The organism is Staphylococcus sp. GDY8P45P, assembly GCF_017892745.1.
Taxonomy (GTDB): Bacteria; Bacillota; Bacilli; order Staphylococcales; family Staphylococcaceae; genus Staphylococcus; species Staphylococcus cohnii.
On sequence record NZ_JAESLS010000008.1, the window covers coordinates 1 to 17,595 of the forward strand.

At 32.9% G+C, this 17,595-nt stretch carries 14 protein-coding genes and 6 tRNA genes; 15 read left to right on the forward strand and 5 right to left on the reverse strand.

From position 1 onward, the window contains the following. The first annotated feature begins 31 nt into the window (after positions 1–31). From KA873_RS09315 to glmM, 10 genes are all read left to right on the forward strand, one after another. A tRNA-Asn gene (locus KA873_RS09315) sits at positions 32–106 on the forward strand. 3 nt (positions 107–109) lie between these two features. After that, positions 110–181 (forward strand) — tRNA-Glu (locus tag KA873_RS09320). 13 nt (positions 182–194) lie between these two features. Continuing rightward, positions 195–270, forward strand: a tRNA-Val gene (locus KA873_RS09325). Between the two features lie 18 nt (positions 271–288). Further along, positions 289–372 (forward strand) — tRNA-Tyr (locus tag KA873_RS09330). Positions 373–376: 4 nt separating this feature from the next. Continuing rightward, positions 377–451: transfer RNA gene (locus tag KA873_RS09335), tRNA-Gln, on the forward strand. Between the two features lie 3 nt (positions 452–454). After that, positions 455–527: transfer RNA gene (locus KA873_RS09340), tRNA-Lys, on the forward strand. 255 nt (positions 528–782) lie between these two features. After that, entirely contained in the window at positions 783–1,688 is a 906-nt protein-coding gene (rocF, locus tag KA873_RS09345; RefSeq protein WP_107505393.1) for an arginase, read from the forward strand. Between the two features lie 148 nt (positions 1,689–1,836). Beyond that, a complete protein-coding gene (gene cdaA, locus KA873_RS09350) occupies positions 1,837–2,643 on the forward strand; it encodes a diadenylate cyclase CdaA (RefSeq protein WP_019467737.1) in 807 nt (268 codons plus the stop codon). A 1-nt stretch (position 2,644) separates the two neighbouring features. Next, positions 2,645–3,577, forward strand: a complete 933-nt coding sequence (locus KA873_RS09355; RefSeq protein ID WP_107385262.1) for a CdaR family protein — start codon at positions 2,645–2,647, stop codon at positions 3,575–3,577. Between the two features lie 24 nt (positions 3,578–3,601). After that, positions 3,602–4,957 (forward strand): phosphoglucosamine mutase, encoded by a 1,356-nt coding sequence (gene glmM, locus KA873_RS09360; RefSeq protein ID WP_107505202.1) that lies wholly within the window; start codon positions 3,602–3,604, stop codon positions 4,955–4,957. 338 nt (positions 4,958–5,295) lie between these two features. Here the strand turns inward: glmM and KA873_RS09365 are convergent, their stop codons facing one another. Genes KA873_RS09365 through KA873_RS09380 form a run of 4 tightly spaced genes read right to left on the reverse strand, consistent with a single transcriptional unit; the run spans position 5,296 to position 10,442 of the window. Next, a complete protein-coding gene (locus tag KA873_RS09365; protein ID WP_107505201.1) occupies positions 5,296–6,399 on the reverse strand; it encodes a mannitol-1-phosphate 5-dehydrogenase in 1,104 nt (367 codons plus the stop codon). Then, positions 6,399–6,833 carry a PTS mannitol transporter subunit IIA gene (locus KA873_RS09370; protein ID WP_107384901.1) on the reverse strand — a complete coding sequence of 145 codons (435 nt, stop codon included), beginning with the start codon at positions 6,831–6,833 and terminating at the stop codon, positions 6,399–6,401. Before KA873_RS09370 ends, KA873_RS09365 begins: the two co-directional genes overlap by 1 nt. Before the next feature lie 5 nt (positions 6,834–6,838). Further along, complete coding sequence (locus KA873_RS09375; RefSeq protein ID WP_107505200.1) at positions 6,839–8,869, reverse strand: BglG family transcription antiterminator; 2,031 nt, start codon at positions 8,867–8,869, stop codon at positions 6,839–6,841. A gap of 37 nt (positions 8,870–8,906) precedes the next feature. Further along, positions 8,907–10,442: a PTS mannitol transporter subunit IIBC gene (locus KA873_RS09380; protein WP_107384899.1), complete on the reverse strand. Its 1,536-nt coding sequence runs from the start codon at positions 10,440–10,442 to the stop codon at positions 8,907–8,909. A 643-nt stretch (positions 10,443–11,085) separates the two neighbouring features. Between KA873_RS09380 and glmS the strand changes: the two genes are divergently transcribed. From glmS to KA873_RS09405, 5 genes are all read left to right on the forward strand, one after another. Next, positions 11,086–12,891 (forward strand): glutamine--fructose-6-phosphate transaminase (isomerizing), encoded by a 1,806-nt coding sequence (glmS, locus tag KA873_RS09385; protein ID WP_107384898.1) that lies wholly within the window; start codon positions 11,086–11,088, stop codon positions 12,889–12,891. Between the two features lie 143 nt (positions 12,892–13,034). Continuing rightward, on the forward strand, positions 13,035–14,018 hold the full coding sequence (locus KA873_RS09390; protein WP_210140273.1) for a BtrH N-terminal domain-containing protein: 984 nt from the start codon (positions 13,035–13,037) through the stop codon (positions 14,016–14,018). Between the two features lie 173 nt (positions 14,019–14,191). Continuing rightward, positions 14,192–14,497 (forward strand): DUF2200 family protein, encoded by a 306-nt coding sequence (locus KA873_RS09395; protein WP_348634385.1) that lies wholly within the window; start codon positions 14,192–14,194, stop codon positions 14,495–14,497. A 27-nt stretch (positions 14,498–14,524) separates the two neighbouring features. Then, positions 14,525–15,325, forward strand: coding sequence for an ABC transporter ATP-binding protein (locus KA873_RS09400; RefSeq protein ID WP_107505272.1), 801 nt, complete (start codon positions 14,525–14,527; stop codon positions 15,323–15,325). Between the two features lie 51 nt (positions 15,326–15,376). Next, positions 15,377–16,228: an HAD family hydrolase gene (locus KA873_RS09405; RefSeq protein ID WP_107384894.1), complete on the forward strand. Its 852-nt coding sequence runs from the start codon at positions 15,377–15,379 to the stop codon at positions 16,226–16,228. Positions 16,229–16,407: 179 nt separating this feature from the next. On the opposite strand, the gene KA873_RS09410 is transcribed toward KA873_RS09405, so the two are convergent. Next, positions 16,408–17,562 (reverse strand): hypothetical protein, encoded by a 1,155-nt coding sequence (locus KA873_RS09410; RefSeq protein ID WP_107505273.1) that lies wholly within the window; start codon positions 17,560–17,562, stop codon positions 16,408–16,410. Positions 17,563–17,595 lie beyond the last annotated feature (33 nt).

Here is a 17,595-nt window from a genome sequence, read left to right on the forward strand (position 1 = left end):
AGTAGGACGTTGCCAGGCAATATTTCATTATTCCACAGTAGCTCAGTGGTAGAGCTATCGGCTGTTAACCGATCGGTCGTAGGTTCGAGTCCTACCTGTGGAGCCATATGGCCCCGTGGTCAAGCGGTTAAGACACCGCCCTTTCACGGCGGTAACACGGGTTCGAGTCCCGTCGGGGTCATTTTATACATATTGGAGGATTAGCTCAGCTGGGAGAGCATCTGCCTTACAAGCAGGGGGTCGGCGGTTCGAACCCGTCATCCTCCACCATTGCTAATTTAATAATGCGGAGGGGTAGCGAAGTGGCTAAACGCGGCGGACTGTAAATCCGCTCCTTCGGGTTCGGCAGTTCGAATCTGCCCCCCTCCACCATTAATGGGCTATAGCCAAGCGGTAAGGCAACGGACTTTGACTCCGTCACGCGCTGGTTCGAATCCAGCTAGCCCAGCCATTAGAGCCATTAGCTCAGTTGGTAGAGCATCTGACTTTTAATCAGAGGGTCAGAGGTTCGAATCCTCTATGGCTCACTTTTTAAGCATTCCTTTGGGAATGCTTTTTTGTTTTTTTATAAATGAAAAATTTTTTGATATTTAGTATATACATTTTTTTGTTTAAAACTATAAAATTACATTGCTATATTTAGTTATTTTGAATTAAAAATCGTTTTTTTGTTTCTTTATGTAATTTGCTTAAAATCTTACAATTGAGGGCGCTTGTATTAACTTGAAAGTCATATCACTTTAGATTATCCTAATATCAAACGCAAACAAAGGGGTTTTTTTATGGATAAATTAGTAGAGATTATTGGTGCACCTTCGACTTATGGCCAAAAAAAATTAGGGGTAGATTTTGGTCCAGATGCAATTCGATATGCAGGTATTGTAGAACGAATACAAAATATTGGAATTGATGTTAAAGATTCAGGTAACATTAATGTTCCTGCAATGCGTTTAGAGAAGTTTAACTCAGTTCAAAAAGGCTTACGTAATTTAGATGAAATAGTAGAAGTATCTAATCAACTTAGTGAAACAGTAGGGCAAAGTGTTGATAATGGCAATTTTCCACTTATTTTAGGTGGAGACCATTCCATAGCAATAGGCTCTATTTCGGGTATCAGTAAACACTATGAGAATTTAGGTATCATTTGGTATGATGCTCACGGTGATTTAAATATACCTGAGGAATCACCTTCTGGTAATATACATGGAATGCCACTACGGGTATTAGCCGGAGAAGGTGATTCACGTTTAGTGAATATCTCTAATTTTGCACCTAAAGTTAAACCAGAAAATATCGTGCTTATAGGCATGAGAGATTTAGATAAGGGAGAACGTCAATACATTAGAGAAAATAATATTAAAACATATACAATGGCAGATATTGATAAACTAGGCATTAAACAAGTGATGGAACAAACTTTAGATTATTTGAAATCTAAAACAGATGGCATTCATTTATCATTAGATGTAGATGCTTTAGATCCAGCTGAAACACCAGGAACTGGTACACGAGTGCTGGGAGGCTTAACATATAGGGAAAGTCATTTTGCACTTGAATTATTACATAAGTCAAATTTAATCACTTCAATGGATTTAGTAGAAGTCAATCCATTGATAGATATGAATAATCACACAGCAGAACAGGCAGTTTCTTTAGTAGGTAGTTTCTTTGGTGAAACATTATTATAAAAAACAAGGAATAATATGGCATTATTTCCATATTATTCCTTTTTATATTCCTTTTAATTTTATGATAAAAATTTAATACTTAATATGACAGTTAGTGTTATGATTGGTATAATATATATCATGGGAACAGATAACCGGAGGAGATGTTATGGATTTATCCAACTTTTTTGATGATTGGAGTACAGTCAAAATAATTGCTAGTGTACTCGATTTGCTCATTGTATGGTATGTACTTTATCTTCTCATTACAGTATTTAAAGGTACAAAAGCGATTCAATTACTGAAAGGTATTGTTGTAATTGTAATCGGCCAACAAGTGAGTAAAATGTTAAATTTAACAGCGACATCTCGTTTGTTTGATTTAGTAATACAATGGGGTGTTTTAGCTTTAATTGTTATATTTCAACCGGAGATTAGACGCGCTTTAGAACAACTGGGTAGAGGAAGTCTATTTAAACGCTATTCCACAAGTTTGAATAGTGATGAGGACAAACTTATTTCGTCTGTTTCTAAGGCAGTACAGTATATGGCTAAACGTCGTATTGGTGCATTAATCGTATTTGAAAAAGAAACAGGATTACAAGATTATATTGAAACAGGTATAGCAATGAATTCTGAAATTTCTCAAGAATTATTGACTAATGTGTTTATACCTAATACACCTTTACATGATGGTGCTATGATCATTCAAGCGAACAAAATTGCAAGTGCTGCCAGTTATTTGCCACTATCAGACAGTGCTAAAATAGCTAAAAGTTTAGGAACAAGACATAGAGCAGCTGTAGGTATTTCAGAAGTTTCAGATGCATTTACAGTAGTAGTATCTGAAGAAACTGGATCTATTTCAGTCACATTTGATGGAAAATTGAGAAAAGATATATCAAATGAAGCATTTGAAGAATTATTGGCTGAACATTGGTTTGGCACACACTTTCAAGAGAAAGGTGTGAATTAATATGTTAGAAAGTAAATGGGGCTTAAGATTAATAGCATTAGTTTTAGCACTAGTATTTTTCTTATCTGTCAATAACATGTTTGGTAATATCTTTAATGCTGACCAATTAGGACAAAAATCTACGGAAACACTTCAAGATGTACCAGTGCAAGTTAATTATGATAGTAAATCGTTATATGCTAGCGATGTGCCGAGTAAGGTAGATATTGAAATATCTGGCCCACAATCTCAAGTACTAAAAGCTGAAAACGGTGAAAATATTAAGGCAGTACTTGATCTGAGTGGTGAGAAAGCTGGAAAGCATACCACACAATTCAAAGTCAATGGTTTAAATAAAAACATTGATTATACAGTTAAGCCAAAAGAAACAACAGTTAATCTTGAAGAAAAAGTTACTAAAAAACTTAAGGTAGAACCTGACGTGAGTGATAACGATTTAAATGCTAATTATAAAGTTAGTGATCAAAGTGTATCACCTGAAACAGTTAAAGTGACTGGTGGTAGCAAACAAATTGATAAAATTGCATATTTAAAAGCTACGTTTAAGGATAAAGATAAAATTAGCAAAGATACTACGGATATTGCACGTATCACTGCTTTTGACAGAAACCTTAATAAAATTAAAGTATTAATTGAACCGAATGAAGTTAATTTGAGTGTAAAAGTAGAAGATTATAGCAAGAAAGTAAAAGTTAAAACTAAAGCAATAGGTGCTTTACCTAAAGGTAAAGAAATAGATGATATAAAATTAGATGAAAAAGAAGTGGAAATTTTCGGTAATAGAAACGACATTCAAGATATTGACGAAATTACTGCAGAAATCGATTTAGATGGTGTTACAGAATCAACTGAAAAAAATGTAGAATTTAAATTACCAGATGACGTTTCAAAAATTAATCCAAAAGAAACAACAGCAAAAATTAATATTAAATAGTTTTTTATAAAGGAGATATAAATCATGGCAAAATATTTTGGTACAGACGGCGTAAGGGGCGTTGCAAATAAAGAATTAACGCCAGAACTTGCGTTTAAATTAGGGCGTTTTGGGGGTTACGTATTAGCCCATAATGAAGGTGAAAAGCACCCTAAAGTACTCGTTGGTAGAGATACTCGTGTTTCTGGTGAAATGCTTGAATCTGCATTAATTGCTGGATTGATTTCAATCGGTGCAGAAGTGATGCGTTTAGGCGTTATATCAACACCTGGCGTAGCTTATTTAACTAAAGAGATGGAAGCTGAACTAGGTGTTATGATTTCTGCGTCTCACAATCCTGTTCCAGATAATGGTATTAAATTTTTTGGTTCTGATGGTTTCAAACTTTCTGACGATCAAGAAAGAGAAATTGAACAATTATTAGATCAAGAAAACCCAGAATTACCACGTCCAGTAGGGGATGACATCGTGCATTATTCTGATTATTTTGAAGGTGCACAGAAGTACATAAGTTATTTAAAATCTACTATTGATGTTAACTTAGATGGCATGAAAATCGCTTTAGATGGCGCCCATGGTTCTACTTCATCACTAGCACCGTTTTTATTTGGAGATTTAGAGGCCGATACAGTTACAGTTGGTTGTAATCCTAATGGTTATAATATTAATGATAATGTAGGATCAACACATCCAGAAACACTGTCTGAAAAAGTAGTTGAGGAAGAATGCAACTTTGGTTTAGCTTTTGATGGCGATGGCGATAGATTAATTGCCGTTGATGAAAATGGGGACATCGTAGACGGAGATCAAATTATGTTCATCATTGGTCAAGCAATGAGCAAGAATCAAGAATTAAATAATAATATGATAGTCTCAACAGTCATGAGTAATCTAGGGTTCTACAAAGCCTTAGAAGATGAAGGCATTCAATCTAATAAAACAAAAGTTGGAGATCGTTACGTAGTTGAAGAAATGCGTAGAGGTAATTATAATTTAGGCGGAGAACAATCTGGTCATATCGTGTTAATGGATTATAACACTACTGGTGATGGTTTATTAACAGGCGTGCATTTAGCAAGCATTATTAAAATGACTGGTAGAAGCTTAAGTCAACTTGCAAAACAAATGAAAAAATATCCTCAATCTTTAGTCAATGTACGTGTGACTGATAAATATCGCGTGGAAGAAAATGTAGATGTTCAGGAAGTCATGACTAGAGTAGAAGTTGATATGAACGGAGAAGGACGTATTTTAGTTAGACCTTCAGGAACAGAACCTTTAGTAAGAGTTATGGTTGAAGCAGCAACTGATGAAGCAGCGCAACGATATGCTCAAACAATTGCTGATGTAGTTAAAGACAAAATGGGTCTAAATGAATAAGCTTATTATTTATTATAAACTGTCAATACAAGTACTAATGGTAGCGTTAGTACATGTATTGACAGTTTTTTTATTAGTAAAGTATCAAAAACATAGGATAGTTCATAAAATTATATTTTAAATTTATATAAAATAAGTTGTATGCTTAGTAGAATACTATATAAAAAAACTACAAGATTGAGTTACAATCATAACTTATCTCTAACAAGCACAGTCTAAGCTATAAAAAATTAACCATAAAAAAGGCTAATCCGTATTTAAACGGATCAGCCTTTGACTTAGAAATATTGTATTGTTCAATACTGTAACTAAATATATTATCTTTTAATCATTTAATACTATAAGACGTTGTATTCTTTGCTAATTTCAGATGCTAATTGATCATCAATTTTAGCGTAATCTTTTAAGAATGTTTCAACACCATATTCATTAATATAATTGTTTTTTTCTACTGTTTCTTGATCATTCATGTCATCATATTTTAACAGTAATGCAGCTGCCTTAATTAACGCCTGATGTTTCAAATTATTTTGATAAAGATAATTTAATGGTTTAATAATTCTGTCTTGCGGTCCGATTTTACGGATCGTACCTCGACCTACACGAGTCACTTCATCTGAAAGGTGCGGATTTTTAAAGCGTTCAATAATTTTATCAACATATTGTGCTTGTTCAGTTGTTGAAAAATCAAATTGGTTGGTAATGTACTGACTTGTTTCTTTCAAGACTTCTTCTAGATCATGTTTGATCATTTTATCATTAATTGCATCTAAGATCGTCGGTTGATTATTATATCTACCAGCATAAGCTAAGTATGCATGGCCAGTGTTTACCGTCAATAATTTTCTTTCAATATATGGTGTCAAATTTGATACGTATTTAATATGGTTTAATTCTGGACCATACCATGCATCTTTTTCTACAACCCATTCATAGAAAGGTTCCACGATAACATCTAGAATATTTTCGTTTGTTTGCAGAGGGACAATTCTATCAACTGCTGAGTTAACAAAATGAATATGTTCATCTAATGGTCCAGTGATATCTAGAATTGCCTCTTTCAATGTATTCGTGGCCATAATGGCATTTTCACAAGCAACAATATTTACTGGTGTTTCTTTTTCTTTTAAATAAGGCGCAAACGTTTTAGCAATAATCGGTAATATATTGACACCGACTGCAGTAGTAATTAAATCTGCTTCTAATACAGCTTCTTTTAATTTAGCAGAAGGTTGTCCTGAATTGATTGCGGCTACATTGTGTACACGAGTTGTTGTGTTTGCCTCGTCTGCTAATATGACGTCATATTCTTGTTTAGAATCTAAAGCATCAATAATTTCAGCATTGACATCTGCAAATGTAACTTTAATATCATTATCAGCTAAAATATAACCAATAAAACCACGACCAATGTTACCTGCACCAAAATGTAATGCTTTCATTATGCGTCAGCCTCCTCGAATACTTGCTTAATTTCTTCAGCTGATGAAGCATTGATAATGCGTTCAACATTTTCTTCTTCACTAAATGTGATGGCAATTTTTGATAATAAATCTAGATGCTCACCATCTTTACCTGCGATACCAACAACAACTTTAACTTCTTCACCATCCCAATCAACACCTTCAGGAATTTGAATTAAAGTTAAGCCTGATTTTAAAACACTTGTTTTAGCTTCATCTGTACCGTGGGGAATAGCTAATCCATTTCCCATAAATGTTGTTACAACTTGCTCGCGATCTTTCATAGCTTGAATATAGTCTTCTGTAACTGCACCACTTGATACAAGTGCTTGTCCTGCTTTTTCAATTGCTTCGTTTTGATCTTTCACTGTTTGATTAATAAAAATATTGTCATTACTAAATAATTCACTCATATCATTCACTCCATGTTTAATTGATTTTGTAATACTTTCAGATAACTTTGTTTAAGTAAATCTGTTAATTGTTCCGGTTGTTTCATAAATTGGTCGATATCATCGAGATACTCACCAATTTTTCCAGATAATTCACTAATAAATTGTGCCATGATATCATCTGGAGGTATGAACATATTTAATAAATATGTTACAGAAACTTTGTCATTTTGATTACTATTAAGCATAAGTGGCTTTTCTAAAATAGTGACTAAGATAAATGGCTTCTTAATTAAATCACTTTTTAAGTGTGGCATAGCAATGGGATAAGGGTCTAAAACAAAACCTTGTTCATCCATGCGTTGCTTAATAAGTTCAGCGAATGACTGCTTATCTTCAATAATTTGATGTTTAAATAATTGTTCAGTTAAATACGTAATCCAATCTTGAGTATGTGCATAATCAAGATAAATTGAATCAATGACTTCTAGTCCTTTACGGATATATTCTAATTGATATTCAGGATTTGCAAAAGTTGTACCAGTGCCATCAAATATTTGTGTTTGTGGTTTGTCTTGTTGCATGTTTAGAAAAGCAGCTACATGATTGATATCTGCATCTGGTAACAATGGATTAACTGTGAGGTAAGGTAAGCTTATATCTAAATTAACCGTTGAAATAATTGCATCATATTGTTGAATATCAATGGAATTAAGATCACCCACAGACGCTTGTGCTGTTTGTTGAATTTCACTAAATGTTTGTTGTAACCGAGTAGCGAGTAAACGGCTTGTACCTATGCCGCTACTACAAACGACAAGTACATTATAAAAAGGTGTCGCTTGTTTTTGAATTGCACCGCCGAAATGTAATACGATAAACGCAATTTCACTTTCTGGAAATTTAAAATTCGGCCACGTTTTTATTAACCCCTGATGCACACTTTCAAATAGCCGTGGATATTTATGTTTAATCATTTCAGTTAAAGGATTATAGGTTTCAATATTAGCATTTAATCGATTGATTGCTGGTATAATATGCAGCTTTAACCCCTCACTGAGTGTTCTCCAGTCTTTAAATGTTTGCTGGGAAACCTCTGAAACCATATGAATAAGTTTTTCGATGCGTTGATCATCTTTGTTATTCTTAAATACTTCAGTAGTTTCTTTGCGTTTGGCTCCGCGTAAATGAATCGTGATGAAGGTTACTTCCGCTTGGTTGAACTGAACACCGTAGATGTGCTCTAAATGTAATGCTAAAGCTGAAGCCACTTGGTGTTCAAAGGTGTCTTTGACACTGTTATAAATATCGTCATTTAAAGCTACATATTCGCCTTTAAGCATTCGATCAATGCTGAGTACAATGTGTACTGTTAAGGTTAAATAGCTTGATTCTGTAAGAGAATAGGGCAGTTGTCCCAAATGATCCATAAGAATTCTCTCAACTTGGAAAATTTTATCTAAATCAACCATTGGTAACTGGGATTGATTAATGGATTGATACACAAAGTGATTTTCTATTACAGAGTAAACGCTCGTACTATTTAAATTATTTACCATTAATTGGCTTAATAATTCTCTTTTTTTTGATTCAGCACCATAAAGGTGGATACCTTCACCACGTTTTTTTTGAAGTGTTAATTGATACTGGTCTAGTTCATCATCTAATTCATCTAGTAATTTAGCTAGTGTTTGAGTAGAAACACCAATTTCATGTGCTAAACTGTATTGTTTGATTGGTTCTTTAGCTTGGATAAGTGCATATAAAATAATTACTTTTTGTTCTTCTTGAGACAGATCAATCGTGACTTGTTGAATTAATTCATTTTTTAATGAATGTACCGCAGATGAATTACCAGATAACTGTAATCCTTTTTTCGTAACGCGTTCCAACTCAATGTTAAAACTTGCTAAAAAGGGTTCAATAGACTTCAATTCTCTATGAATAGTACGAGAGGATACAGCTAAATGTTGAGCAATGTCGTAAATAGTGACATATTGACCGTGATACTTAATTAACATTTCGATAATCTCTTTTTCACGTGTACTCAAAAACATAGCCATACCCTCCAATTTATATCTTTTTAGTGAGTGATTAGTTTTCTTCTTTTTTAAGGTTTTCTAGTAATTCATCATATCTAGGGGAATTTAAGAAATTCTCTACTGAAATATGAATTGCATTTGGAACTTGTTTGATTGCTCTGTCTGTTAATTTTTTCTGAGTAATGACAAGTTGAGCATCGCTAGGTAATTGGTTAATCGCTGTATTTGTTACTTCAACGTCTTGTATGCTAGCTTTTTTGAATTTGTTACGTAACATACTTGCGCCCATAGCACTTGATCCCATGCCTGCATCACAAGCGAAGATAACGTGACTTACTTTACTGTAGTCATGTGCATCTACATTCTCAGTATCATAGTTATCTAGTAAATCATCTTCTGTTTGACTATCGCTATTTTTGTCAGTTGCATCAGTAGCAGTTGTTGAAGTGTTATCATCACTATTCCCTGTTAACTTAGAAGATACACTTGATTTTTTACCTTTTGATGCTTCCATTTTCTCTGTTGCAGCTTCTAAATCTTCTTCTGTTTCTTTTGTGAATTTTAAAATAATTGATGAAACAATAAATGATACGATTGCTGCTAATAATACGCCTATAATCATGTGTAAGAACTCACCTTTAGGTGCGTTTAACATATATACGATAAATGAACCAGGTGAAGCTGGACTCTTGAATCCAAAGTCTAATAATGAATAAGTAGCAACACCAGTCATACCACCTAGTATTACTGCGACGAACAATAACGGTCTCATTAATACATAAGGGAAGTAAATTTCATGTATACCACCTAAGAAGTGGATAATCCCAGCACCATATGAAGTAGCTTTAGCTGTGCCTTTACCAAAAATCATATAAGCAACTAATACACCTAAACCTGGACCAGGGTTTGATTCAATTGTGTATAAAATAGATTGTCCCGCAGATGCAGCTTGATCTGCACCCAGTGGTGTAAATACACCGTGGTTAATAGCATTGTTTAAAAATACGATTTTAGCAGGTTCTACAATAATACTTACCAATGGAAGTAGATGCGCATGTACCAATGCTTCAACAGCAACGGATAAAATATGCATGATAAATTCCATAATTGGTGCTAATATTTTAAAACCTATGATTGTCATTATAAAACCTAAAATACCAGCGGAGAAATTATTGAATAACATTTCGAAACCTTGTGGGGTTCTTGGTTGAATGAATTCATCAGTTTTTTTCATTAACCAACCAACAAGTGGTCCCATAATCATTGCGCCTAGTAACATCGGTGTTTCTGGTAATGCTACAATCACACCCATTGTTGCTACAGCAGCAATAATACCGCCACGCATCTCGTGAATTAAACGACCACCACTATAAGCAATCAATAATGGTATTAAATAAGTAATCATTGGTCCAGCCAATTCACCTAAATCTTTATTTGGCCACCAACCGCCGTCTATAAATATTGCCGCAATAAAGCCCCAAGCAATGAATGCACCAATATTAGGCATAATCATGCTACTTAAAAACGAACCAAAAGCTTGAACTTTACGACCAATCCCTTTATTATCTTGAGCATCTGTTTGTGACATAATTTGCACCTCTTTTTCTCTGTATTTAACTATTATTGTAGGTGTGTTTACATAAATAAACAACAAATAGTAATCTCAAATTTGTCACAGTGTTTTTGACAAGTTTATGACTATTAATATATGGAAAGTTTTGAATATTAAATAATAAAACAATTTTACAATTATTTTAAGGATGTAGTTAATAAAAAATTTGCATTTGGTTGCAAAAGCATTGTACAATTAGTGGTATTGAAGGAAAGGAGGACAGCTTGACATAAATATATCAATTAAAGCGCCTGTGCAAGTGAAAAGGTTAAATATTTAGCATTTAAGATTTAAAACAGAAATCTTAATAGATATGAAATCGAAGCTTGTAGACGAGGAGGATAGTTATCGAACCATCGGCGGATGCTATCCCGGATGTGGCTCATTCGTAAACTTATTAAGGAAAACATTAGGGCAACCTGGTGCACAAAGTTAATAAGATAGCCAAATTAAATAAAAATTAAGATTAAAGGTGAATGGGATTTCTGTGCCTTTTTTTAAAATTTCTTACGATAAAATGAATGTTAAGAAATTTATTTAAATTGGCCTCATATATTGAACAGGTTCCTGTACGCCGAACGTTCAATGCCCTTCACCATTAAATTGGAGGAGTATGTATATGTGTGGAATAGTTGGATATATCGGGCATGATAATGCCAAAGAATTATTATTAAAAGGATTAGAAAAATTAGAATATAGAGGATACGATTCTGCTGGTGTTGCTGTTGTTAACGATGATGGCACAAATGTATTTAAATCAAAAGGACGTATTGCGGAGCTAAGAAAAGTAGCAGATAGTAAAGATATAGATGGAAATGTAGGTATTGGTCACACGCGTTGGGCAACACATGGTGTACCAAATTATGAAAATTCACATCCACACCAATCCGCAACTGAACGTTTTACTTTAGTTCATAATGGTGTAATCGAAAATTATGAAGAGTTAAAAAATGAATATTTATCAGATGTAAAATTTTTATCTGAAACGGATACAGAAGTTATTGTTCAATTAGTTGAATATTTCTCAAATACTGGACTTTCTACAGAAGCAGCATTTACAAAAGTGGTATCGTTATTAGAAGGTTCTTACGCATTAGGCCTTATTGATAGTCATGATCGTGACACTATGTATGTTGCAAAAAACAAATCACCGTTATTGATTGGTGTAGGTGATGATTTTAATGTTATCGCTTCAGATGCGCTTGCAATGTTACAAGTTACAAACCAATACAAAGAAATTCATGATCATGAAATTGTCATTGTTAAACGTGACGAAGTAATTATTAAAGACCAAGAAGGTAAAGTACAAGATAGAGAAGCTTATACTGCACAAATTGATGCTGCTGATGCTGAAAAAGGTGTTTATGATCATTACATGTTGAAAGAAATTCATGAACAACCTGCAGTAATGCGTCGTATTATTCAAGAATATCAAGATGCTGATGGCAATTTAAAAATGGATGCAGATATTATAAAAGATGTAGCCGATGCAGACAGAATTTATATCATTGCGGCAGGTACAAGTTATCATGCAGGTTTAGTTGGTAAAGAATATTTGGAAAAATGGGCAGGCGTTCCTACAGAAGTGCATGTTGCTTCAGAATTTGTATATAATATGCCATTGCTTTCAGAAAAACCATTATTTATTTATATTTCACAATCAGGTGAAACAGCGGATAGTCGTGCTGTATTAGTAGAAACTAAAAAACTAGGGCATAAATCATTAACAATTACAAACGTGCCTGGTTCTACATTATCACGTGAAGCGGATCATACTTTATTATTACATGCTGGTCCTGAAATAGCAGTTGCATCTACAAAAGCATATACAGCACAAATTGCAGTACTTTCAATTTTGTCACAAATTGTAGCGAAAGAACACGGTAAAGAAGCCGATGTTGAGTTACTACGCGAACTTGCAAAAGTGACTACTGCTATTGAAACAATTGTGGATGATGCAGATGTAATGAAACAAATTGCTACAGATTTCTTAGAAACAACAAGAAACGCATTCTTTATTGGTCGTACAATTGACTATAATGTTAGTTTAGAGGGCGCATTGAAACTTAAAGAAATTTCTTACATTCAAGCAGAAGGTTTTGCAGGTGGCGAACTTAAACACGGTACAATCGCACTTATTGAAGAGGGTACGCCAGTGATTGCTTTAGCAACACAAGAAAATGTAAACCTTTCAATTCGTGGTAATGTGAAAGAAGTGGCAGCACGTGGTGCAAACCCTTGTATAATTTCTATGGATGGATTAAATAAAGATGGTGACACATATGTTATCCCTCATGTCCATGAGTTATTAACACCATTAGTTGCTGTTGTAGCAATGCAGTTAATTTCATATTATGCTGCACTACACAGAGATTTAGATGTGGATAAACCACGTAACTTAGCTAAATCTGTAACAGTAGAATAAATTAATATGTAAGATTGAGCTGAGACATTTTGATGTCTCAGCTTTTATTTGTGGAAATTTTATAGTTTAATGAAGTTATGTTGAACAATTGAGATGATGCATCCAATGAGAATGAAATGATACATAGAAGGAGAATACAATATATGGATAGTGAACTTAATTATTTAAATGGCGCCCATTGTGAAACTACAGCGACTGGCACATTATTAAAACATATTGGTATAGAGTTATCTGAACCGATGTTATTTGGTATCGGAGAAGGACTTGGATATATTTATTGGGATATGAAAAATATGGATTTCCCATTTCTTGGCGGCCGTATTAAACCAGATTATTTAACAAATAATATCGTAAAAAATTTGAATTTAGAAATTTTATTAGAAGAAACCACATCCATAAAAAAGGCTTGGCAAAATGTCAAAAAGACACTTGATGATGGTCACCCAGTTGGTTTGAAATTAGACAGTTATTATTTAGATTATTTTTCGGATAAAGTGCATTTTGCAGGGCACTATGTAGCTATGTTTGATTATGATGATGCTTATGCCTATTTGATTGATACAAAACAACAAGGCAACATTGTTAAAACAAAATTAGAACACTTAGCGCAAGCAAGAAATGCTAAAGGGCCTATGTCATCTAAAAATCTCTCTTATACAATAAAACAAGACCATCCCTTACCAGATATGAAAACAGTCATATTAAATGCTATACATAATAATGCTCAAGATTATTTAAATCCTCCTATTAAAAATATAGGATATAAAGGGATAAAGAAAACAAGCGACAAAATACAAACATGGTTTGAAAGAAGTTCAAACATTCAATATGATTTATTACTTACTGCTAATTTAATGGAAAATGGTGGGACTGGAGGGGCATTGTTTAGAAAAATGTATCTTTCCTTTCTTGAAGAAGCTCAATTATTAATCAAAGATAGTGCTTTAGAACAATCATATCACCTATTCTCTGAAATAGTTATTATGTGGGAAGAGGTGATAAAGCTAATTAAATGTGCGGGAGAAACTCAAGATAGAGCATATTTAAAGCAAGCTTCTGACATATTAGTTGATTTATCAGTCAAAGAATACGACGCGATGAAACGATTGCTCGAAGTTAAAAAATGATAACGTTTATGATATTTTTTTAACGTATAGTAAAAGTGAAATATTTTCAAAAAAATAAAAAATTTAATATGCTATGTACAAGCTTACATTTTATAAATAAAGAAAGGTCTTATAAAATAATGGCAAAACCTAAAATTTATACCATGGCTTTTGGAGATGTTTAGCCTCATTTAGTGAAAAAAGTCGAAAAAAAAGGTAGAACAAAAAATGAGGTAGATACTGTCATTAAATGGATGACTGACTATAGTCAGTCGCAAATAGATAAAATGATTGAAGATGGCACAGACTATGAAGCATTTATTCAACAAGCACCAAGGTTAAATCCACATAGAACTAAAGTAACTGGTGTTATATGTGGTATTCGTGTTGAAAATATGGAAGACTCAGTAATGAAAGAAATTAGATATTTAGACAAAATGGTTGATGAATTGGCTAAAGGGAAGACATTGGAAAAGATATTTAGACAAAATCAAAAATAAATGACAATTTTAAAAAGGGGGATATATATGCTAATTGATTTGAACAATATAGCAAGAAGAAAAGATGGAAAAGAAATTGTTCAAGGAGTGAGTTGGCAAATCAATGAGGGAGAAAAATGGATGCTTTATGGTTTAAATGGCGCAGGTAAGACTACACTATTAAATATTTTAAATGCATATGAGCCAAACACATCTGGTGAAATGGCTTTATTTGGTATGGAGCCTGGTAAAAAAGGGTATTCTGCTGAAAATGTACGCCAACAAATTGGATTTGTATCTAGTAGTTTAATGGATCGATTTCAGGATGGTGAAATTGTTATAGATGTTGTAATTAGTGGGATATTTAAGTCAATCGGTCTGTTTCAAGATGTACAACAACAATACATAGATTTGGCTAAACAATATTTAAAACAAATGGGAATCGCTCAATTTGAAAACCAATATTATGGTTATCTTTCTACTGGAGAACGTCAAAAAGTGTTGATAGCAAGAGCGTTGATGGGGAACCCTAAACTTTTAATTTTAGATGAACCAGCTTCAGGTTTAGATTTTATTGCAAGAGAAGATTTATTAAGTGCGCTGACACAATTGTATAAGCAAAATCCTAAATTAGCAGTGATTTATGTAACGCATTTTGTAGAAGAAATTACACAAGATATTGATTACGGGTTTTTATTGAAAAATGGGCAACCTTTTAAACAAGGTCAAATATCTGAAATTCTTAATAGTACAACATTGAGTCATTTCTTTAAAAGAAATGTCAACATAGCATGTAACAATGGGCGATACACACTGTTTTTAAAAGATGGAGACATTGCAGAAACATAGATAAAGTGCCATAATTTAATATGATAACATATGATGGAGGATTTTAATTACATGAAAAATGTTAAAGCAATATTTTTAGATATGGATGGTACAATTTTACATAAAGATAATCGTGTAGATAAAGAAACGACAGAGATTATTCAAACATTAAGAAATCATGGTTATAAAGTATTTTTAGCTACTGGTAGAGCACATGATGAGATTCATTACCTTGTACCAGAAAATTTTAAAGTGGATGGTATTATTAGTTCTAACGGTACTAATGGTGTCGTTCACAATGAAACTATTTTTAAACATAGTTTAACATTTGATACGGTAAATGAAATTGTGAAAAGAGCAAAAGCACAAGCAATTTATTATGAAGTTTTTCCTTTCGACGGTAATAGAATAATTCTTAATGAAGATCAAGCGTGGGCAGAAGCGATGTTTAAACAATCAACACCACCTGAAAACGTAGGATACAGTGAATGGACATCCAGAAGAGAATCTATCGTTGAAAAAGTAAGTTGGAAAACAAGTATCCCTGACACGTCATTTTCAAAAATTTATTTATTTTCGCCAGATTATGATAAGATTACTCAATTTCGAAACCAGTTAATCGATGACCAAACGACACTTCAAATCAGTGTATCTAATTCATCGCGCTTTAACGCAGAAACAATGGCTTTTGGCATTGATAAGGGAACTGGAATTAAAGAAATGATAGACTACTTTGGCATTAAACAAGAAGAAACGTTAGTCATTGGTGACAGTGATAACGACAGAGCGATGTTTGCGTTTGGCAATTATACTGTGGCGATGAAGAATGCTCGACCAGAAATTCAAGCTTTAGCAGATGATGTCACTTCATTCACAAATGAAGAAAATGGTGCTGCATTATACTTGAAAAAGCATTTATTATAATCTGTATGCATAGATGAAGTGTCTTTTTTGATACTGAAAATTTACTAATTACATTCTGTAACGATAAGAAAATCGTTTGAGTATAAGCATAAAAAATTAAGTAGTATCATAATTACAATTTAAAAAGGACTAATCCACTTATTGCGGATTAGTCCTTTTGCAATTTATATTCCAATATATTATTTATCTTTATTATTCATTTGATCTTTGATGTCTGTAGTTTTTTCTTTTGTGTTATCTGTAAACTGATCGGTATTTTGATTAACTTTATCAGTAGATTTCTCAGTTGTGTGGTTAACTTCATCAGTAGATTTCTCAGTTGTGTGGTTAACTTCATCAGTAGATTTCTCAGTTGTGTGATTAACACTATTAGTTACTTTAGATGTTTGATCAGATTGCTTAGAAGCTTTTGATTTTTTGACTTCTGATTTATCAATGTTCTCGCCATTTTTATTGTAGTATTGAATAATTGCTAATAAGTTTGTGTAATAAACAATCAATCTAATTATTATAACAATTACTGACACAATATAGATAATAGTCATAGCTAATGTTTGTGAAATACCACCGGTACTAATTGACACTAACTGACTCACCGGATTTGCTAAGATTATAACAAGTAAATTTAATAGTAATATACCTAGATAAAATTTAAACCAAGTTTTATTTCCGTTTTTAATAGCTTTAAAGCCACGTTTTACAGAAGACCAAGCACCTCTATTAGGTTCTTTAACAAAGGCTAGTGTAAAGTTGATGATTAGGATTGTAAAGAACCAATAAACAAATGACAATATAAATACTTGTAAGGTAGCTGCAATAATTTGGAATGTTAATGACAATCCAAGTGCATGATCAGAACTGCTTAACGGTCCTTGTAATGCAGTGAATAATTGTACAATTCCTAATTGCAATAGCTTACTTATTAAAAGATTAAGTAATAATATAATAATAATACTTAATAATGTGATTAAAGATAATTTTAATGATTTAGCATATTTACCCTTTTTAAATATTGAAAATAAATCTTTGAATTTAACCTTGTCTTTATTAATTGCATTGTCTATAGTGTATATAGTTCCAGCAATAAGTTGATATCCTACAAATATAAAAACCACTAATGGAATTAATATTGCTAGTATCAATGTAATTAATGCACTTCCAATAGGTTGTTGCATTGCCATTGACATTAAAAATTTATATATTGCTGGTTGAACTGGTATAAAAGTTATTACAGTCAAAGCAAACAATATGATAAAACTTACAATTGTGAATAGTAAAATTTTAGCATTTTGCGGTTTTGCATTTTGTAATGCTAGTTTATGAAATTTAAACAAATTTTAAGCACTCCTTTTTAGTGATAAGCATAT

Bases quoted from the DNA above. Each gene is read 5' to 3' on its own strand.
- rocF (WP_107505393.1), top strand. From the start codon at position 783: ATGGATAAATTAGTAGAGATTATTGGTGCACCTTCGACTTATGGCCAA.
- cdaA (WP_019467737.1), top strand. From the start codon at position 1,837: ATGGATTTATCCAACTTTTTTGATGATTGGAGTACAGTCAAAATAATT.
- KA873_RS09355 (WP_107385262.1), top strand. From the start codon at position 2,645: ATGTTAGAAAGTAAATGGGGCTTAAGATTAATAGCATTAGTTTTAGCA.
- glmM (WP_107505202.1), top strand. From the start codon at position 3,602: ATGGCAAAATATTTTGGTACAGACGGCGTAAGGGGCGTTGCAAATAAA.
- KA873_RS09365 (WP_107505201.1), bottom strand. From the start codon at position 6,399: ATGAAAGCATTACATTTTGGTGCAGGTAACATTGGTCGTGGTTTTATT.
- KA873_RS09370 (WP_107384901.1), bottom strand. From the start codon at position 6,833: ATGAGTGAATTATTTAGTAATGACAATATTTTTATTAATCAAACAGTG.
- KA873_RS09375 (WP_107505200.1), bottom strand. From the start codon at position 8,869: ATGTTTTTGAGTACACGTGAAAAAGAGATTATCGAAATGTTAATTAAG.
- KA873_RS09380 (WP_107384899.1), bottom strand. From the start codon at position 10,442: ATGTCACAAACAGATGCTCAAGATAATAAAGGGATTGGTCGTAAAGTT.
- glmS (WP_107384898.1), top strand. From the start codon at position 11,086: ATGTGTGGAATAGTTGGATATATCGGGCATGATAATGCCAAAGAATTA.
- KA873_RS09390 (WP_210140273.1), top strand. From the start codon at position 13,035: ATGGATAGTGAACTTAATTATTTAAATGGCGCCCATTGTGAAACTACA.
- KA873_RS09400 (WP_107505272.1), top strand. From the start codon at position 14,525: ATGCTAATTGATTTGAACAATATAGCAAGAAGAAAAGATGGAAAAGAA.
- KA873_RS09405 (WP_107384894.1), top strand. From the start codon at position 15,377: ATGAAAAATGTTAAAGCAATATTTTTAGATATGGATGGTACAATTTTA.